We start from the raw sequence: 18036 nt of genomic DNA on the forward strand, positions 1-18036 counted from the left end.
GGCGCGGGGGCGTCGCCCGGGTGTCGTGTCGATGCAGCCCGGATGAACGGCGGAAGATACGACGGCGGCCCCGCTCCCGGGAAAGGGAACGGGGCCGCCGTCGGTGGAAAATCAGCCCTTGTGAGCCTTGACGGCCTCGGTGAGCTGCGGAGCGACGTTGAACAGGTCGCCGACGATGCCGAAGTCCGCGATCTCGAAGATCGGGGCTTCCTCGTCCTTGTTCACGGCGACGATGGTCTTCGACGTCTGCATACCGGCGCGGTGCTGGATGGCACCGGAGATGCCGAGCGCGATGTACAGCTGCGGGGAGACCGTCTTACCGGTCTGACCGACCTGGAACTGGCCCGGGTAGTAGCCCGAGTCGACCGCGGCACGCGAGGCACCGACAGCGGCACCGAGCGAATCGGCGAGCTCCTCGACGACGGTGAACTTGTCGGCGCTGCCGACACCGCGACCACCGGAGACGACGACGGTCGCCTCGGTGAGTTCGGGGCGGTCGCCGCCGACGATCGGATCACGCGAGGTGATCTTGACGGCACCCTCGTCCTGGGCCGGAACCTCGACGGAAACCTTCTCGCCTGCACCGGCTTCGGGCTTCGCCTCGATGGCGCCCGGACGGACCGAGATGACCGGGACGTCGCCGTTGGCCTTGGCGTCGACGGTGAACGCGCCACCGAAGATGGAGTGCACGGCACTGCCGTCGGACTTCACGTCGACGACGTCGACGAGCAGGCCGGAGCCGATGCGGGCAGCAAGACGTCCGGAGACCTCCTTGCCCTCGACGCTGGCGGCGGTGATGACCGCGGCCGGGGCGGCCGACTCGACGAGTGACGCGAGCACGTCGACCTTCGGCGTGACCAGGTAGCCCTCGATGTCGTCCGACTCGGCGACGTAGATCTTGGCCGCGCCTGCGGCGGCGAGGCCCTCGGCCAGCTTGTCTGCGGTACCGGCGGGACCGGTGACCACTGCGGCCGGCTCACCGAGCGCGCGAGCGGCGGTGATGAGTTCGGTGCTGACCTTCTTCAGTGCACCCTCTGCGTGCTCGACGAGCACCAGTACTTCTGCCATGTCTAACTCTCCCTGTATGTGTCTGCTGGTGTGTAGAGGGGCGCGATCAGATGATCTTCTGGCCCACGAGGTAGGCAGCGATCTTGCTGCCGCCGTCGCCCTCGTCGACGATGCGCTCACCAGCGGTACGCGGAGGCTTGGGGGTGGAGGCGGTGACGGTGGTGCCCGCGTTGGCGACACCGACGGTCTCCGGGTCGACACCGAGGTCGGCCAGCGTGTAGACGAGAACTTCCTTCTTCTTCGCGGCCATGATGCCCTTGAAGGAGGGGAAGCGGGGCTCGTTGATCTTCTCGGTGACGCTGACGATGGCCGGCAGGCTCGCCTCGAGGCCGAAGACGCCCTCGTCGGTCTCGCGCTCACCGGTGACGGTGCCGTCGGCGACGGTCAGCTTGCGCAGCTGCGTGAGCTGCGGGATGCCCAGGTACTCGGCGATGATGGCCGGAACGGCGCCGACGCGGCCGTCGGTGGCCTCGTTGCCGGCGATGATCAGGTCGGCGGGCTCTTCGTTCTCGAACGTGATCTGTCCGAGCGCCGCGGCCAGCGTCCACGCGGTCTGCACCGCGTCGGAGCCGTGGAGGGCCGGGTCGTTGATGTGCACTGCCTTGTCGGCACCCATGGACAGGGCCTTGCGGATGGCGTCGGTGGCGCGGTCCGGACCTGCGGAGAGGACGGTCACCTCGCCACCCTGGGCCTCCTTGATCAGAAGCGCTTCTTCGACGGCGCGCTCGTTGATCTCGTCGAGCACTGCATCGGCGGCCTCGCGGTCAAGCGTGTAGTCGCCGTCGGTCAGCTTGCGCTCGGACCACGTGTCGGGGACCTGCTTGATCAAAACAACGATGTTCGTCATGGGTCTTCGTCGACCTCCTGTGTGTTCTTGCGTGGTTATCGTGAGTCGCTCCGCGCGGGCCGAGCTCTCGTCTTCGATATTTCGTCGCACGATTGCTCTGCGACAGATTACCCCACGCTAAGTTACCCATCGGTAACTTGCGTGAAAGTCTCGTTCACCATAACGGCCGAAACCGCATTTCACCGCTGTGATGTAGACCACCTGGACGAGCGACCTTGCCGGGGGCACTAACCTCGCACCGGTGAGCGAATCATTTGTCGGCGACCGCGAGGACGCACCACTGCCCCTCACGGGCGAGCGGACCGTGCCCGGTATCCCCGAGGAGAACTACTGGTTCCGGCGGCACGAGGTCGTCTACCGCGACCTCCTCCTCCGCTGCGCGGGACGCCGGGTACTCGAGGCCGGATCCGGAGAAGGCTACGGCGCCAACATGATTGCCGATGTGGCACAGGGCGTCATCGGACTCGACTACGACATCTCCGCCGTCGAACACGTTCGCGCGCGGTACCCCCGGGTCGAGATGCTGCACGGCAATCTCGCGGAGCTTCCCCTCGGCGACGAATCCGTCGACACCGTCGTCAATTTCCAGGTGATCGAACACCTGTGGGACCAGGCCCAATTCCTGCGCGAGTGCTTCCGGGTGCTGACCCCCGGAGGGGAACTGCTCGTCAGCACCCCCAACCGCATCACGTTCTCACCGGGCCGCGACACGCCGCTGAATCCGTTCCACACCCGCGAACTCGACGCGGCCGAGCTGACCGAACTGCTCGAGGAGGCCGGATTCACCGTCGCCCTCATGACCGGCGTCCACCACGGACCGCGGCTGAAGGCCCTCGACACGAAGCACGGCGGCTCGTTCATCGGCGCGCAGATCGACCGCGCTCTCGCCGGCGAACCGTGGCCCGAGGAACTGACCCGCGACGTCGAGGGCATCACCGTCCACGATTTCGCACTGCACGAAGGCGACATCGACGACAGCCTCGACCTGGTGGCCATCGCGGTGAAGGATCCTGTTCGGTGACCGAATCCGACCACCGCACCGGAGCGGGCGACGCGACGGAACCGGGAATGTTCTGCCTGGTCCTGCACTCCCACCTGCCCTGGCTCGCCAACCACGGCCGCTGGCCCGTCGGCGAGGAATGGCTCTACCAGTCGTGGGCGGCGTCGTACCTCCCCCTCACCGCGATGCTGCGGCGGCTGGCCGAGGAGGGTCGCTCGCATCTGCTGACCCTCGGCATCACCCCCGTTCTCGCAGCTCAGCTCGATGACCCGCACTGCCTCGCCGGGATGCACCACTGGCTCGGGAACTGGCAGATCCGCGCGCACGAGGCGGCAGGCATGCCCGACGACGCGCACCGCGAACTCGGTGCGCGCGAACACCGTGCGTCCGCCGCCGCGCTCGCCGACTTCGAGGTGCGCTGGCGCCACGGCGGCTCGCCGGTGCTGCGCGATCTCCTCGACCGCGAGGCGTTCGAACTGCTCGGCGGTCCGCTCGCCCACCCGTTCCAGCCGCTGCTCGATCCGCGGCTGCGTGCGTTCTCCCTCCGCGAGGGGCTCGCCGACGCCGCCGCCCGGTGGAACTGCAGGCCGACAGGTATCTGGGGGCCCGAATGCGGGTACACCCCCGGCATGGAGACCGGATACGCCGAGGCCGGCGTCACGCATTTCATGGTCGACGGTCCCGCCCTGCGCGGCGACACCTCGCTCGGCCGGCCGGTCCGGGAGTCGGACGTGGTCGCGTTCGGGCGCGATCTGCAGGTCAGCTACCGGGTGTGGTCGCCGAAGTCGGGCTACCCCGGCCACGGCGCCTACCGCGACTTCCACACCTACGACCACGCCACGGGACTCAAACCGGCCCGGGTCACCGGCCGCACGGTCGACTCGGCAGACAAGGCGCCGTACGACCCCGCCCTCGCGTCGGCGGCGGTCGACCGGCACGTGGCCGACTTCGTCGCCACCGTCCGCAAGCGGCTGCGCGAGGAATCCGGCCGCATCGGCCGGCCCGCACTCGTCGTCGCCGCGTTCGACACGGAACTGTTCGGGCACTGGTGGCACGAGGGCCCCGAATGGCTCGAGAAGGTGCTGCGCGCGCTGCCCGCGGCCGGAATCCGGGTCGGCACCCTCGACGACGCCCGCAGCCAGGGCTACGTCGGCGAACCCGTCCAGCTCGAGAACTCGTCGTGGGGATCCGGCAAGGACTGGCGGGTGTGGGCCGGCGATCAGGTTGCGGACCTGGTGCAACTCAACTCCGAGGTGGTCGGGACCGCACTCGACACCGTCGACAAGACCCACGACCACGACGCCGCCCCCGGACGTCCCGCGCTCCGGAATCGCGTGAACGACCAGATGCTGCGCGAGGCACTCATGACGGTGTCGAGCGACTGGGCGTTCATGGTCAGCAAGGATTCGGCGGCCGGGTACGCCCGCGACCGGGCACACAAGCACGCGCACGCCACCCGCGAGATCGCCGCCGCCGTGTCGGCGGGCAAGGAAGCGGCCGCGAGCAGACTCGCAGAGGGATGGAACCGCGCCGACGGCCTGTTTCCCGGGCTCGACGCGCGACGCCTGCCCGCCGGGGACCACCGGCTGACGGGCACCGAGGGAGGGGCGTCGTGAAGATCCTGATCGTGTCGTGGGAGTACCCACCCGTCGTGGTCGGCGGCCTCGGCCGCCACGTGCACCACCTGGCCACCGAACTCGCTGCCGCCGGACACGAAGTGGTGGTGCTGTCGCGGCGGCCGTCCGGCACCGACGCGTCGACCCATCCCACCGTCACCCACATCGAGGACGGCGTCCTGGTGGTCGCCGTCGCCGAAGACCCCGCGCACTTCGTGTTCGGCGAGGACATGCTCGCGTGGACGCTCGCAATGGGACACGCGATGGTGCGCGCCGGCGTCGCACTGCACAAGCCGGGTGTCGGGGAGGGCTGGCATCCGGACGTGGTGCACGCGCACGACTGGCTGGTGGCACATCCGGCCATCGCGTTGGCCGAATTCTACGACGTCCCTTTGGTTTCCACGCTCCACGCCACCGAAGCCGGACGGCACAGCGGCTGGGTGTCCGGTCGGATCAACCGGCAGGTGCATTCGGTGGAATGGTGGCTGGCCAACGAATCCGATGCGCTCATCACGTGTTCCGCGTCGATGCAGGACGAGGTGACCGCACTCTACGGTCCGCAGCTCCCGCCGATCACGGTGATTCGCAACGGAATCGACCTCACGACGTGGAGTTTCCGCGAGCGTGCGACGCGGTCCGGACCGCCGAAACTGCTGTTCGTCGGCCGCCTCGAATACGAGAAGGGCGTGCAGGACGCCATCGCCGCGCTCCCCCGCATCCGCCGCAGCCACCCCGGCACGACGCTGTCGATCGCCGGGGAGGGCACCCAGTTCACCTGGCTCTACCAGCAGGCCCGCACGCATCGCGTCGCCCGTGCCGTGAACTTCCTCGGCAACCTCGACCACGTCGAACTGCTCGGGTGGCTGCACGGCGCCGACGCCATCGTCCTGCCCAGCCGGTACGAGCCGTTCGGCATCATCGCGCTCGAGGCCGCCGCCTCCGGAACCCCGCTCGTCGCGTCCACCGCGGGCGGTCTCGGTGAAGCGGTCGTCGACGGCGAAACCGGCATGTCGTTCCAGCCGGGCGACGTCACCGGACTCACCTCCGCGGTCCGGGAGGTCCTCGACGACCCGGCCGGGGCACAACAGCGCGCAGTCGCCGCCCGCGACCGCCTCACCGCCGATTTCGACTGGCACAAGGTGGCCGAGGAGACCGTCCACGTCTACGCGGGCGCCAAACGTCGCGTGCGGCATCCGCTGGCGCGGCCGGAGATTCCCGAGCGTCCCCTGCCCGGCCGCTGACCGGGCGAATGTACCGTTCGGCGCGTTCGGTGCGCCGAACGGTACATTCGCCGCTCAGTTCGTGCGGGCCCACCGGATCCGGATCGGACCCCGCGCCGAGTCCGGATCCACCACGGCGCCCTTCTGAGTGATCTCGACTTCGCCGGCGGCGGCCAGACGCCGCGCGGCCTCCCGCACCGACTCCATGAGGGGCCGCCAGTCGTCGGGGGCGACGGCTCGCGCGACGTCCGACGGGCAGATGCTCGCGCTGTCGGCCCGGGCGTCGAGGAGCGCCCGGATGCGATCCTCGAGTTCGCCGTCCGCCACGGTCATGCTGCCGACTATGCCACCGCGCCGCTCAGCTCTCCTGCGCCGCCTTCTTGCGAGCGATGTCTTCGAGGGCCGCGATGTACTTCGCGCGTTCCGCCGCGCCCGCCTCCCACTCCGCCTTGCGGTTCTTCACCGGTTTGGCCGGCGACCCGACGGCGATGCTGAAGTCGGGGATATCACCCTTCACGACGGCGTGTGCGCCGAGAACGCAGCCTCTCCCGACGCGCGTGTTGCGCAGGACCGTCACCTTGGCAGCCACCCACGTGTCGGGACCGATGCGGACCGGGCCCTTCACGATGCCCTGATCCTTGATCGGGACATTCACGTCGTCCATGCGGTGGTCGAAGTCGGTGATGTAACACCAGTCGGCCACGAGCGTCGACGCACCGATCTCGATGTCCAGGTACGTGTTGACGACGTTGTCCTTGCCGAACACCACCTTGTCGCCGATGCGCAGCGAACCCTCGTGGCAGCGGATGGCGTTGCCGTCGCCGATGTGCACCCACCGGCCGATCTCGAGCCGGGACAGGTCGGGGGTCGAATGGATCTCCACCCGCTTGCCGAGGAACACCATGCCGCGCAGGATCACGTGCGGGTTGGCGAGCTTGAATTTCGCGAGCCGGTAGTACCGCACCAGATACCACGGCGTGTACGCCTTGTTCGCCAGCACCCATCGCAGCGAGGCGCGTGTCAGGAAGCGGGCCTGCCCGCTGTCGCTCCGCCGGGATCCTCGCCACCTCGTACGCAACGGTGCGCCCCACATGCTCGTCATAGCCTGTCAGCCTACGTTCACCGCCCGTACCCCCGTTCGGGTGCGTCCGGACTCCGACACCGCCATCGGGGTGCGACGCTCGGCCCCGCCTCGGGGCGTGTGCTCGGCCCCGCCTCGGGGCGTGTGCTCGGCCCCGCCTCGGCGGGATAGTCTCTGGGCCGAGCGTTATCGAAGACGAGGAGATGTAATGCGGCGGGTCCTACGTTCGTCAGTACTGGCGCTGGCGACGATCTCGACTGTCGTCCTCAGCGGCTGCAGCAGCGGACCGCAGGTCGACGACATCTTCTCGGCAGGCGGGTGGCCCGGCATGCACGCCGACGCCCGCAACAGCGACACCAGCCCCGTCACCGGTTCCCGCGACATTTCCTTCGCCTGGTCGCGCCCGCTCGGCGGCCCGGTCGCGAACTACGCGTCCGTGGCGGCGAGCGGCCAGATCTTCATCACCGCGCGCACCGAGAAGGGCTGCAACCTCTTCTCCTACCAGATGGACAGCGGCCGCAAACGCTGGTGCCGGCAACTCGCCCCCGGCGCCGTGGCGTCCACACCGGTCGTCGACGGCGCCGCCAACGTGTACGTCGGCGAGGACGGCGCCATCAACTCGTTCAACGAGTACGGCCAGCTGCGTTGGCGCACACCGGTGGTCGGGACCCCGCTGTCCGCACAGTTCACCGGCGACGGCAACCTCCTCTTCATCACCCAGCTCGGCCAGATCAACGTCGTGAACACGCAGAACGGCCAGAAGGTCGTGGCGCCGTACGATCTCGTCCCGCCACCCTCCCTCGCCGACGGCGCGAACGTCGACATCCTCCCCGACGACAAGGGCCTGCGCGGCTGCTTCTTCGGCGCCCCCGACTGCCCGGTGGCGAACATGCCCGCCATCGACCTCGAGTCCGGCAAGTTCTACTTCACGCTCTTCGCGCCCGGCGCACCCCAGGCGGAACTCGTCGCGATGAAGTACTCCGGCGGCGACAACCCGGTGATCACCCAGGAATGGTCCAGCGACACTCTGCCCGGCGGCAGCGCGTCCAGCCCCGATCTGTCGGCCGACGGCTCCGTTGTCTACGCCAACGACAACTGGGGAACGATGTGGGCGATCGACTCGGCGACCGGTGATGCGAAGTGGAGCTACGACATCGGGTACGCCGCGGCAGGCAGCCCGTCGACGTCCGCGGACGGTCTGATCATCCCCGCCGGTGGTCCCGACGGCCACCTGCTGGCGCTGCAGGACAAGGGCGATCACGCCGAACTCGTCTGGGAACGGAGGGATCTGCTGCAGCTGGGCGTCCCGGCGCAGACGGCCGGGTCCACCGGGTACGCGGTGGTCCGCGAGGGCACGGACGGACTGGCGATGCTCACGTTCGACACCGGAACCGGCGAAACCCTCGATCAGGACACGCTGCCCGGGGCGAAGGGGTTCACCGTCGGCACGTCCGTCGGCCCGAAGGGCGAAGTGCTCACGCCCACCCTGCTCGGGGAACTGTTCGTCCTCCGCTGACCCGTGAGTACTTGTCAACGTCCGGCGGTTAACAAGTACTCACGGGCGCGCAGCGCAGATGAAGGCGACACCGGCCCGGCCGATCCGCGTGATCACCACACTGAGCGAACGGCTTCCGCGCAGCTTCAGCTTGGGCCGCAGGACCGCCGGGTCGACGTCGACGCCGCGGACCAGGATTTCCGCCACACCGCAATCGTGACGGGCCAGTTCCTGCCGCAGCGACTTCTCCGAGTACTTCACCTGGTCGAGGATGCGGAAGCCCCGCACGCCGTCGGGAACGGAATCGCCGGTGAGGTACGCGATCCGCGGGTCGAGTTGCCACAGACCGTGCCGGGCCGCGTAGTGCCGCACCAGGCCCGCGCGCACGACGGCGCCGTCCGGGTCGACGATCCATTCCCCCGGCGCGCGTTCGGGGATGTCGTCGTCCTCGGCGTCCGTGACCGTCCACGCGGTTCCGTCGGAGCCGAGGACGCTCGCCCGCCGGGTGACACCGCCGCCGGACAGCCCCGGCGACCACAGGCAGGCCTCGCGCACACCGCCGTCGAGCGACACCACCTCCACCTCGCCGTCCCAGCCGAGCCGGTCGAAATCGAGTCCGGGGGCGCACTTCACGGCCAGATCGCGACCGCGGTACGCGTCGATCAGATCGGGCAGCGGCGGCTCCAGCGCGGCGGGATCGTGCGTGCGCCTGCCGCCGGACCGTCGCGCCGGATCCGCGAGGACGACGGTGCCGCGGGTGCACGGGACGAGCGCGTCGGCGCGCACAACCGTCGCCCCGGGAACGTTGTGCCGCGCCATCAGGAGGCGGACGGGGTCGAGGTCGCTGCCGATCACCGTCGCCGCCGTCCCGACCGCCGCGTCGAGTTCGGCACCGATGGAGCAGGTGACGTCGTGGACGTTCCGGTCCGACAGCCGCAACGCACGATGTGCGGCGACCGCACGCGGCGTCGCCTGTTGCAGGGCGTCGTCGGTGAAGAACCAGTTTTCGGTGCCGGGTAGTTTGGCGGCCGCCTTCCGTCGCAGCAGGACGGTCTCCACCAGCAACGCCACGTGTGAGCCGAAACGTGTACGCGCCCGGCCGATGTCGGCCAGGCGCGTCGACGCGGTCAGGGCGAGGGCGTCCACTTCCGCGAGAGCGGCCGCCCCGTCCGCACTCTGCAGGAACTGCACGTCCCCGGGAGTGAACGCATAGCCCAATTCAGTTGCCGGGCTTCACGCCGGTGATCATGACGTTATAGAAGAATCCGCGAGGCACCACGTGCCGGAGAAGCTTCTCGTCGACCCAGCTGAGCGTCTTCCATCCGGTGAACGCGAAACGTCCCCAGCCCCAGCCCAGCTTCTCCGGGGGGACCGCGGCCTCGAACGTGCGGACCGGCCACCCGAGCAGAGCGGCGGCGAATTCCTCGGTGGCCGCGTGAACCTGCTCGGCGCCTGCCGACTTCGCGATCTTCTCGAGGTCGCTCGGATCAAATGTGTGGAGGTCGACGACGGCCTCGAGCGCAGCCGCGCGCGAGGACTCGTCCAGTTCCGCCTGCGGGCGACGCCAGTCGGCGAGGAACGGCAACTTGGTGACCCGGGTGGTGACCTCCCACGTCGCGCGACCCAGCCAGCGGGCGTAGAAGTTGCCGATCGTGGTCGGCTCACCGGCGAACACGAAACGCCCGCCCGGCTTCAGGACGCGCAGAACCTCGCGCAGCGACTGCTCGACGTCCGGGATGTGGTGCAGGACTGCGTGTCCCACGACGAGGTCGAACGTGTCGTCCTCGTACGGGATGGTCTCGGCGTCGGCGACGCGGCCGTCGACGGACAGTCCGAGGCCCTCGGCGTTGCGGAGCGCGACCTTCACCATGCCGGGCGACAGGTCGGTGACCGAACCGGTCTTCGCGACTCCGCCCTGCATCAGGTTGAGGAGGAAGAATCCGGTGCCGCAGCCCAGTTCGAGCGCCCGCTCGTAGGGCAGCGGCTGATCGCCCGCGACGGCGTCGAAACGTCCGCGCGCGTAGTCGATGCACCGCTCGTCGTACGAGATCGACCACTTCTCGTCGTACGTCTCGGCTTCCCAATCGTGGTAGAGCACCTGGGCCAGTTTGGTGTCCTTCAGCGCAGCCTCGACCTCTTCGGCGGTGGCGTGCGGATGAGGAGCTGGGTCGTCATGGGCGCTTGCAGTCATGCGGCAAATCCTACTCGCTGGTAAGAGTGAACAGGTTCTAGTTTCGGGGCTTCAGACTACTCGCCCGTGAACTGAGCCTTACCCGGGCCGTTCTCGATGAACGATTCCATCCCGATCTTCCGATCCCGGGTGGCGAACAGCGCGGTGAACAGCTGACGCTCCACCGCCAGGCCGGTGCCCAGGTCGACGTCCAGCCCGCGGTCGACGGCCGCCTTGGCCGCGGCCAGTGCGCGGCCCGCGCCCTTCGTGAACTGCGACGCCCAGGTGCGCGCCGCCTCGTACACGTCGTCCGGCGCCACGACCTCGTCGACCAGACCGATCGCCAGGGCCTCCTCGGCGTCGACGAACCGGCCGGTGAACAGCAGATCCTTGGCCTTGGACGGTCCGATCAGCCGGGCGAGACGCTGGGTGCCACCGCCTCCGGGAATGATGCCGAGCAGGATCTCCGGCACGCCGAGCTTCGCGTTGTCGCCCACGATGCGCCGATCGGCCGACAGCGCAACCTCCAGGCCGCCGCCGAGCGCGTACCCCGTGATGGCGGCGACGGTGGGCTTCGGGATCTCGGAGACCGCCGCGAGGTCGGACTGCAGGTCGCCGATCACGTCGGACATCTGCCCGAACTCCATCTCGGACATTTCCTTCACGTCCGCGCCCGCGGCGAAGACCTTCTCGCCGCCGTAGACGATGACGGCCTTCACGTCGGAGTCGACGGTCGCCGCCCGCGCCGCGGCCCGCAACTCCTGCTGGACCTGACGGTTCAGAGCGTTCATCGGGGGGCGCGCGAGCCGGATCGTGCCGATGCCTTCGGATACCTCGAGGGTGACAAACTCAGCCATGAGGCAAAAGGCTACTTGTCTGCCTCCGACCCGGTTTCGCGGCCCGCCCCATCGCGATCAGCCGCGTGACGCCCACGGATGCGGACCGGCTTCGTAGTAGCCGTCCTGTCCCGGGAACTCGACGCGGAGCTGCTCCTCGCCGGTGATCAGCGTCGGCAGGATCACCGGGATCTCGGGCTCCGCGGCCAGCACGTCCGCGACCGACCCGAACGCGCTGAGTGCCGTCAGCTGACTCCACGTCGGAGGCAGCAGGATGCTTCCGCCGCCCTGCCAGTGCGCGAGCGCCGCGGCCGGACTCTGCCACTGCACCTCCTCGGCCTCGGACGTCGCGCCGTCTGCGATCTGGCCCTGCGGTGCGGCGGCCACGAAGAACCTGGTGTCGTACCGACGGCCCTCGCCGACCGGGGTGATCCAGTTGGCCCAGGGCCGCAGCAGATCGGCCCGGAGGACGAGGTTCTCACGCTTCAGGAAGTCGCTGAACGACAGTTCGCGCGACTCGAGCTGCGTACGTGCCTGCGCGTACCGCGACGTGTCCGCCACGACCGTGTCCGCGCTCGGTCCCGCGAGGAGCACGCCACATTCCTCGAACGTCTCGCGCACCGCCGCGCACACGAGCGCCTTCGCGCGCGCCGCGTCGGTGGAGAACCGTCCGGCCCACCAGTCGACGGACGGTCCCGCCCAGTCGACCTCGGCCTCGGCGTCGGACGGGTCGACGCCGCCGCCAGGGAACACGGTCATTCCGCCGGCGAACGCCATCCCCTTCACCCGGCGGAGGAGCAACACCTCGATGCCGGACGCCGCGGCACCTGCCGCGGCGTCACGGATGAGAATGACGGTGGACGCGTCCTTGGGCGCCACGTCGGTACTGTCGCGGGGCGTCTGCTCTTGCTTCGAGACCATGCCTCGGAACCTACGCCGCCGGGTGACGCGCGTCGCAGTCGGTCCCCGGTCCTCAGGCCCTCCGGTGCGCGCCGGGGACGCGGGTCCGCCGCGCGAAGAACCGGCCGTCCACCTTGTCCAGGCTGATGGACTGACTGAACGCCTCGCTGAGGTTCTCGGCCGTGATGACCTGGTCCAGGAGCCCCTGCGAGACGACTGCCCCCTCCTTGAGGAGCATGGCGTGGGTGAATCCCGGCGGGATCTCCTCGACGTGGTGGGTGATGAGGACCGTCGCGGGGGCGTCGGGGTCGGCGGCGAGGTCGGTGAGGCGCGCGACGAGTTCCTCGCGCCCACCGAGGTCGAGACCGGCGGCGGGCTCGTCGAGCAGCAGCAGTTCCGGGTCGGTCATCAGCGCACGAGCGATGAGGACGCGCTTGCGCTCGCCCTCGGACAGCGTGCCGTAGGTGCGCTTGGCGAGGTGTTCGGCGCCGAGGCTCTCGAGCATCTCTACGGCACGATCGGTGTCCATGTCGTCATAACGCTCACGCCACCGCCCGAGCACCGCGTAGCCGGCGGAGACGACGAGATCGCTCACGACCTCCTCGGACGGCACCCGGTTGGCGAGCGCCGAGGAGGACAGTCCGATCCGCGGCCGGAGTTCGTTGATGTCGACGCGGCCGAGCCGCTCACCGAGGAGGTAGGCGCTTCCGCTCGTGGGATGCAGTTCGGCGGCCGCGATGCGGAGCAACGACGTCTTCCCTGCCCCGTTCGGCCCGAGGACGACCCATCGTTCGTCGAGTTCCACCTTCCAGGTGACCGGGCCCACCAGAGTGTTGCCCCCGCGGCGGAGAAGAACGTCGTCGAATTCGATGAGGAGATCAGGATCAGGTTCATGCACGGACCCATCTTCCCGCACATCTTCCGGGCATTCACGGCAGGATCAGTTGCGTGTCGCCTCACATCGATCCGTACCCCGGCGAGATGTCGTCCCTCCCGCCGAGTCTGCGACTGCCCGGGTCGCCGTTTCCCCTGGGAGCGAAAGTGCGTGGCACCGGAACGCAGTTCGCGGTTCACGCCCCAGACGCCGAACTGGTACAGGTGTGCCTGATTTCGGAGGAGGGCGACGAGACCCGGATCGACCTGGTCCAGCGGACGTACGGCATCTGGCACGGCGTCGTCGAGGGTGTCGGCGCGGGGCAACGCTACGGCTACCGCGCGCACGGTCGCTGGGATCCCGCGCGCGGCGTGCGCCTCAACGCCGCCAAACTACTGCTCGATCCGTGGGCCACCCGCATCACCGGCGAACTCGGCGACCACGAGGCGCTGCTCTCCCACGACGGCGACCCGTTCGGCGGCCCGTCGCTCATCGACAGCCTCGGCCACACACCACTGTCGGTGGTGACGGCCGATCACGCCCACACGAGCGGACCGCGGATCGAAAGGCCGTGGGAGGAAACCGTTGTCTACGAACTCCACGTGGGCTCGTTCACGGCGCGGCACCCCGACGTGCCGCCGCGGTACCGCGGAACGTATCTGGGTCTCGCCGAACCGGCCGTCGTCGGCCATCTCGTGCGACTCGGGGTGACCGCGGTCGAACTGCTCCCGGTGCAGGCGTACGTCTCCGAGGCCACCGTGCGCTCGCGGGGCATGCGCAACCACTGGGGATATTCCACCGCAGCGTTCTTCGCCCCCCACCCGGGGTACGCGGTCGTGCCCGGCGAGGAGATCACCGAGTTCCACACCATGGTCGACGCGCTGCACGCCGCGGGGATCGAGGTCGTCCTCGACGTGGTCTACAACCACACCTGCGAGCAGAGCGTCGACGGCATCAGCCTCAGCTGGCGCGGCCTCGACGCCCCCGGCTACTACCTTCTCGACGCCGAGGGGCGCGACATCGATCTCACCGGTTGCGGGAACACCGTCGACGCGCAGTCGCCCGTCGTCGTCCGGATGATCGGTGACAGCCTGCGTTACTGGGCGCACGAGATGGGGGTCGACGGCTTCCGGTTCGACCTCGCGTCCGCGCTCGGCCGGCCCGGTGGCGGCCGATTCGATTCCCGCGCTTCGATCTTCTCCGCGATCACCGCGGATCCCGTTCTCACGCGCTGCAAACTGATCGCCGAACCGTGGGACGCCACGCCCGACGGATACCGGGTCGGGCACTTCGGATCGCAGTGGTCCGAGTGGAACGACAAGTACCGCAACACCGTTCGGCGGTTCTGGAACGGCGGCACCGGGGTGCGCGAACTCGCCTCCCGGGTGGCGGGCTCGGAGGACGTCTTCGGCACCCGGCGCCCCTGGGCCTCCGTCAATTTCGTCACGGCCCACGACGGGTTCACCGCCGCCGACCTCGTGTCGTACACCCGCAAACGCAACGAAGCCAACGGCGAGGACAACCGGGACGGCGCCGACCACAACGACTCCGTCGACCACGGCGTCGAAGGCCCCACCGACGACCCGGCGGTCACCGAGGCGCGGTCCCGGCACGTCCGCGCGCTGCTGGCCACCCTCGCGCTGTCCACCGGCACACCGATGTTCACCGCGGGCGACGAATTCGGTCACACCCTGGGCGGCAACAACAACGCGTACTGCGTCCCCGAAGGCACCCCACGTGAAGATTCCTGGCCGCTCGACTGGAGCTCCGGGGACCCGGCCCTCGTCGCGTTCGTCACCCGGGCCCTCGACCTCCGGCGCGCCTCCCCCGCCCTGCGTCAGCCGGAATTCTTCGAGGGCAGGCGCACACCCACCGGCCATCCCGACCTCGTGTGGTTCGGCGCGGACGGCGCCGAGATGGACGATTCGGCGTGGCACGACGACTCCCGGCGCACCCTCCAGGCGTGGATCGACGGTTCCGACATCCGCTCCCACACCGAGGACGGACACCAGCTCACCGACGACAGCTGGCTTCTCGTCTTCCACTCGGGCGGACCGGCCGCGATAACCCTGGGGTGTCCCGAATGGTTCTACGGCACGGTGCTCGCCGAGTTCGACTCGGCCTCACCGGACGGCGCACCGGAACCCGGCGGCCCGATCTCCGGCGACTCCACGATCACGGTGTCGGGTCCCGCACTACTCGTCTTCCGCGCGGTCGGGTAGATGCCGCCGAAACGCATCATCAACTGGATGAGCGGGCCGATGCCCAGCGCGTAGACGACGGTGCCCACTCCGACGGTGCCGCCGAGCACCCAGCCGGTGGCCAGCACGGTCACCTCGATCGACGTGCGGATCACCCGCACCGACAGCCCGGTCCGCGCGACCAGCCCGGTCATGAGGCCGTCCCGCGGGCCCGGGCCCATTCCCGCACCGATGTACAGCACGGTGGCGAGCGCGTTGAGGACGACACCGCCGAGCATCACCGCGATCCGCACGACGAGTGAGTCCGCAGGTTCGAGCAACGCCAGCGACGTGTCCACCGACACCGCGATGACCACCACGTTGGCGACCGTGCCGAATCCCGGTTTCTGGCGGATCGGAACCCAGAGTGCCAGCACCAGAACGCCGGTCAACGCGGTCACGGCGCCGAAACTGAGGGGTGTGCGACCGGCGACGCCCTGATGGAACACGTCCCACGGGTCGAGACCGAGGCCGGCGGTGATCATCATGGCCATCGAGAAGCCGTACAGCCACAATCCGGCGAACAGTGCGATCAGGCGTCGAGCGAGCATGACCACCAGTCTGTCGTGCACCGGGGCGGGAGCCCATAGCCATGACGGCGTTACTGGACTGTCGACGCGTCGGCCGCTGCTCTCAGGGGCAGGCGATCACGGTCATGGATCCGGGTGCCACCTCGGTGAAGCCGGCGTCGCGCACCGCGATCGCCCTGCCCCGCACCACCTCGATGGTCAGCGTCTCCCACAATCCGACGTCGGCGTCACGCACGGCGCAGCGGTAGCCGGTGGCCGCCCAGGCGCGGGCCTGTTCGGTCGTCATCGCGCCGGCGAGCAGCATCGACGCGTGACCGACCTGCGCGGCGGCCTTCCCGACCGTCATGTCCAGGACGGAGTTGATCCACAGCACTGGAACGCCGTCGGGAATCTCCGCGGGGTCGTCGTGGTCGAGGTCGGTGCCGCCGATCTGCAACTTCCTGATGCGCGGATCGAGCGCGCCCACGGCAACGGGCACGAGCGCGCGGGCCTGCGCACCGTCGACGTCCACCGTGATCCCGTCGACCTCCTGCGCCGCCCGCCAGCCGGCGCCCCGCGCCCGCCGCGACACCTTGCGGATCCGGGACCCCACCCACGCCTGGTAGTCCGCCTGCCACGGTCCGGGCGCGCCCGTCTCGTCGGGGCCGACGCGCGGGTCGAGGCACAACGCCACCGTCGCGGTCGCGGCTGCCTCCAGCAGCGCACTGCGCGGCGGCGGGTCGGCCTTCGGGATGTGCAGCACGATCGGCATGGCGAGGACCTGCGCCGGGTCGTCCGGATCCGGCAGGCCGCCGTATCCGGCCGCGAGGACGGCGTGACGCGCCGCCCACCCGGAATCGGCACCGGCCTCCCGGGTGACCGCGTCGCGGCACGATTCCGTCACGGCAGCGGGACGCGTCGCACCACGCCGTCCACGGCGTCGGCGGCCTCGACCTCGTCGCGGGTGACCCCGAGGATGAACAGCACGGCGTCGAGGAAGGGGTGCGACAGGGCGGTGTCCGCGACCTCCCGCAGCGCGGGCTTGGCGTTGAACGCGATTCCCAGGCCGGCCGCGTTGAGCATGTCGATGTCGTTGGCGCCGTCGCCGACCGCCACCGTCTGTTCCATCGGGACGCCGACCTGACCGGCGAACTTGCGCAGCGCGGTCGCCTTCGCCGCCCGGTCCACGATGTCGCCGATCACCCGGCCGGTGAGCTTGCCGTCCACGATCTCGAGCGTGTTGGCCTGCACGAAGTCGAGTTCCAGTTCGTGGGCCAGGCCCTCGATGACCTGCCGGAAACCGCCGGACACCACACCGCAGTGGAAGCCGAGCCTGCGGAGCGTCCGGATGGTGGTACGGGCGCCCGGTGTCAGCTCGAGACCGTCCGCGACGTCGTCGATCACCGACGCGTCGAGACCGGCGAGGGTCGCGACCCGCTGGTGCAGGGATTCGGTGAAGTCGATCTCGCCGCGCATCGCGGACTCGGTGACGGCACGCACCTCGTCCTCGACTCCGGCGCGGGCGGCGAGCATCTCGATGACCTCACCCTGGACGAGTGTCGAGTCGACGTCGAACACGATGAGCCGCTTGGCGCGACGGGCCAGGCCCCCGCGTTCGACCGCGATGTCGACGTTTTCCCGCACGGCCACCTCGGCCAGCACGGTGCGCAGGCTCTTGTCCGCCTCCGCCGTGCCGGGAGCGCTCACGAGGAGTTCGAGGCCCGTCACCGGGTAGTCGGCGACTCCGCGGATCGAGTCGATGTTGACCCCGAGGGTCGCCATCTCCCGTGCCACCGAACGCAGCGCGCGAGCCGACACGGGGCTGCCGAGGACGACCACGGCGTGCGTGGACAGCGACTGCCTGCCGGGATCCGCCCCGATCTCGACGTCCACCGACATCCCGACGGTGGCCATCGCCTCTTCGAGTTCCTCCTGCAGCGCTTCCCCGTTCTCGGGGCACGCCACGAGGACACCGAGGGTCAGTCGCCCACGAATCACCACCTGCTCCACGTCGAGAAGGCTCACGTCGTGGCGGGAGAGCGACCCGAAGAGCACCGACGTGACGCCGGGTCGGTCGGGGCCCGTCACGGTCACCAGGACAGTGGTGTCAGCTGCACCCACCGATGTACTCCGATCATGTTGCTCGCGCGGCTTGTCCGGCACCCATTGTGCCAAGTCAA

General features: G+C 69.4%; 16 protein-coding genes. 5 read left to right on the forward strand and 11 right to left on the reverse strand.

Features of this window, described 5'->3' with window-relative positions:
* Nucleotides 1–111: 111 nt before the first annotated feature.
* Both P3H15_RS23870 and P3H15_RS23875 read right to left on the reverse strand, forming a co-directional pair.
* On the reverse strand, nt 112–1068 hold the full coding sequence (locus P3H15_RS23870) for an electron transfer flavoprotein subunit alpha/FixB family protein (protein WP_124392728.1): 957 nt from the start codon (nt 1066–1068) through the stop codon (nt 112–114).
* A 46-nt stretch (nt 1069–1114) separates the two neighbouring features.
* Nucleotides 1115–1915 (reverse strand): electron transfer flavoprotein subunit beta/FixA family protein, encoded by an 801-nt coding sequence (locus P3H15_RS23875; RefSeq protein WP_005259535.1) that lies wholly within the window; start codon nt 1913–1915, stop codon nt 1115–1117.
* Between the two features lie 241 nt (nt 1916–2156).
* Here P3H15_RS23875 and P3H15_RS23880 point away from each other — a divergent pair, with 241 nt between their 5' ends.
* From P3H15_RS23880 to P3H15_RS23890, 3 genes are read left to right on the forward strand one after another with little or no spacing between them, the layout of a single operon-like run.
* A complete protein-coding gene (locus P3H15_RS23880) occupies nt 2157–2936 on the forward strand; it encodes a bifunctional 2-polyprenyl-6-hydroxyphenol methylase/3-demethylubiquinol 3-O-methyltransferase UbiG (protein ID WP_276139489.1) in 780 nt (259 codons plus the stop codon).
* Complete coding sequence (locus tag P3H15_RS23885; RefSeq protein WP_276139490.1) at nt 2933–4531, forward strand: glycoside hydrolase family 57 protein; 1599 nt, start codon at nt 2933–2935, stop codon at nt 4529–4531. The genes P3H15_RS23880 and P3H15_RS23885 overlap by 4 nt, the downstream gene beginning before the upstream one ends.
* Nucleotides 4528–5772, forward strand: a complete 1245-nt coding sequence (locus tag P3H15_RS23890; protein WP_276139491.1) for a glycosyltransferase family 4 protein — start codon at nt 4528–4530, stop codon at nt 5770–5772. Before P3H15_RS23885 ends, P3H15_RS23890 begins: the two co-directional genes overlap by 4 nt.
* A 54-nt stretch (nt 5773–5826) precedes the next feature.
* Here the strand turns inward: P3H15_RS23890 and P3H15_RS23895 are convergent, their stop codons facing one another.
* Together P3H15_RS23895 and P3H15_RS23900 are read right to left on the reverse strand one after the other, a co-directional pair.
* Nucleotides 5827–6084, reverse strand: a complete 258-nt coding sequence (locus tag P3H15_RS23895) for a DUF3253 domain-containing protein (RefSeq protein ID WP_276139492.1) — start codon at nt 6082–6084, stop codon at nt 5827–5829.
* Nucleotides 6085–6109: 25 nt separating this feature from the next.
* Nucleotides 6110–6853 carry an acyltransferase gene (locus P3H15_RS23900; protein WP_276139493.1) on the reverse strand — a complete coding sequence of 248 codons (744 nt, stop codon included), beginning with the start codon at nt 6851–6853 and terminating at the stop codon, nt 6110–6112.
* Nucleotides 6854–7040: 187 nt separating this feature from the next.
* Here P3H15_RS23900 and P3H15_RS23905 point away from each other — a divergent pair, with 187 nt between their 5' ends.
* Nucleotides 7041–8348 carry a PQQ-binding-like beta-propeller repeat protein gene (locus P3H15_RS23905; RefSeq protein ID WP_276139494.1) on the forward strand — a complete coding sequence of 436 codons (1308 nt, stop codon included), beginning with the start codon at nt 7041–7043 and terminating at the stop codon, nt 8346–8348.
* 39 nt (nt 8349–8387) lie between these two features.
* Here the strand turns inward: P3H15_RS23905 and P3H15_RS23910 are convergent, their stop codons facing one another.
* From P3H15_RS23910 to P3H15_RS23930, 5 genes are read right to left on the reverse strand one after another with little or no spacing between them, the layout of a single operon-like run.
* On the reverse strand, nt 8388–9545 hold the full coding sequence (locus tag P3H15_RS23910; RefSeq protein ID WP_276139495.1) for a class I SAM-dependent methyltransferase: 1158 nt from the start codon (nt 9543–9545) through the stop codon (nt 8388–8390).
* A 1-nt stretch (nt 9546) separates the two neighbouring features.
* Complete coding sequence (locus P3H15_RS23915; protein ID WP_276139496.1) at nt 9547–10518, reverse strand: class I SAM-dependent methyltransferase; 972 nt, start codon at nt 10516–10518, stop codon at nt 9547–9549.
* 56 nt (nt 10519–10574) lie between these two features.
* Nucleotides 10575–11354 (reverse strand): enoyl-CoA hydratase/isomerase family protein, encoded by a 780-nt coding sequence (locus P3H15_RS23920; protein WP_124392720.1) that lies wholly within the window; start codon nt 11352–11354, stop codon nt 10575–10577.
* 57 nt (nt 11355–11411) lie between these two features.
* On the reverse strand, nt 11412–12254 hold the full coding sequence (locus tag P3H15_RS23925) for an NUDIX domain-containing protein (RefSeq protein WP_276139497.1): 843 nt from the start codon (nt 12252–12254) through the stop codon (nt 11412–11414).
* 52 nt (nt 12255–12306) lie between these two features.
* A complete protein-coding gene (locus P3H15_RS23930; RefSeq protein ID WP_276139498.1) occupies nt 12307–13131 on the reverse strand; it encodes an ABC transporter ATP-binding protein in 825 nt (274 codons plus the stop codon).
* Between the two features lie 50 nt (nt 13132–13181).
* Here P3H15_RS23930 and glgX point away from each other — a divergent pair, with 50 nt between their 5' ends.
* A complete protein-coding gene (gene glgX / locus P3H15_RS23935; protein WP_346348800.1) occupies nt 13182–15329 on the forward strand; it encodes a glycogen debranching protein GlgX in 2148 nt (715 codons plus the stop codon).
* A gap of 651 nt (nt 15330–15980) precedes the next feature.
* Here glgX and P3H15_RS23945 read toward each other — a convergent pair.
* Nucleotides 15981–16760: an aminoacyl-tRNA hydrolase gene (locus P3H15_RS23945; RefSeq protein WP_276139500.1), complete on the reverse strand. Its 780-nt coding sequence runs from the start codon at nt 16758–16760 to the stop codon at nt 15981–15983.
* A complete protein-coding gene (gene serB / locus P3H15_RS23950; protein ID WP_015890195.1) occupies nt 16757–17977 on the reverse strand; it encodes a phosphoserine phosphatase SerB in 1221 nt (406 codons plus the stop codon). The genes P3H15_RS23945 and serB overlap by 4 nt, the downstream gene beginning before the upstream one ends.
* Between the last annotated feature and the right edge of the window lie 59 nt (nt 17978–18036).

It is taken from the genome of Rhodococcus sp. T2V, assembly GCF_029269925.1.
In the GTDB taxonomy this organism is placed as follows: domain Bacteria; phylum Actinomycetota; class Actinomycetes; order Mycobacteriales; family Mycobacteriaceae; genus Rhodococcus_F; species Rhodococcus_F koreensis.

Bases quoted from the DNA above. Each gene is read 5' to 3' on its own strand.
- P3H15_RS23920 (WP_124392720.1), bottom strand. From the start codon at position 11,354: ATGGCTGAGTTTGTCACCCTCGAGGTATCCGAAGGCATCGGCACGATC.
- P3H15_RS23925 (WP_276139497.1), bottom strand. From the start codon at position 12,254: ATGGTCTCGAAGCAAGAGCAGACGCCCCGCGACAGTACCGACGTGGCG.
- P3H15_RS23915 (WP_276139496.1), bottom strand. From the start codon at position 10,518: ATGACTGCAAGCGCCCATGACGACCCAGCTCCTCATCCGCACGCCACC.
- P3H15_RS23900 (WP_276139493.1), bottom strand. From the start codon at position 6,853: ATGACGAGCATGTGGGGCGCACCGTTGCGTACGAGGTGGCGAGGATCC.
- P3H15_RS23905 (WP_276139494.1), top strand. From the start codon at position 7,041: ATGCGGCGGGTCCTACGTTCGTCAGTACTGGCGCTGGCGACGATCTCG.
- P3H15_RS23875 (WP_005259535.1), bottom strand. From the start codon at position 1,915: ATGACGAACATCGTTGTTTTGATCAAGCAGGTCCCCGACACGTGGTCC.
- P3H15_RS23895 (WP_276139492.1), bottom strand. From the start codon at position 6,084: ATGACCGTGGCGGACGGCGAACTCGAGGATCGCATCCGGGCGCTCCTC.
- P3H15_RS23870 (WP_124392728.1), bottom strand. From the start codon at position 1,068: ATGGCAGAAGTACTGGTGCTCGTCGAGCACGCAGAGGGTGCACTGAAG.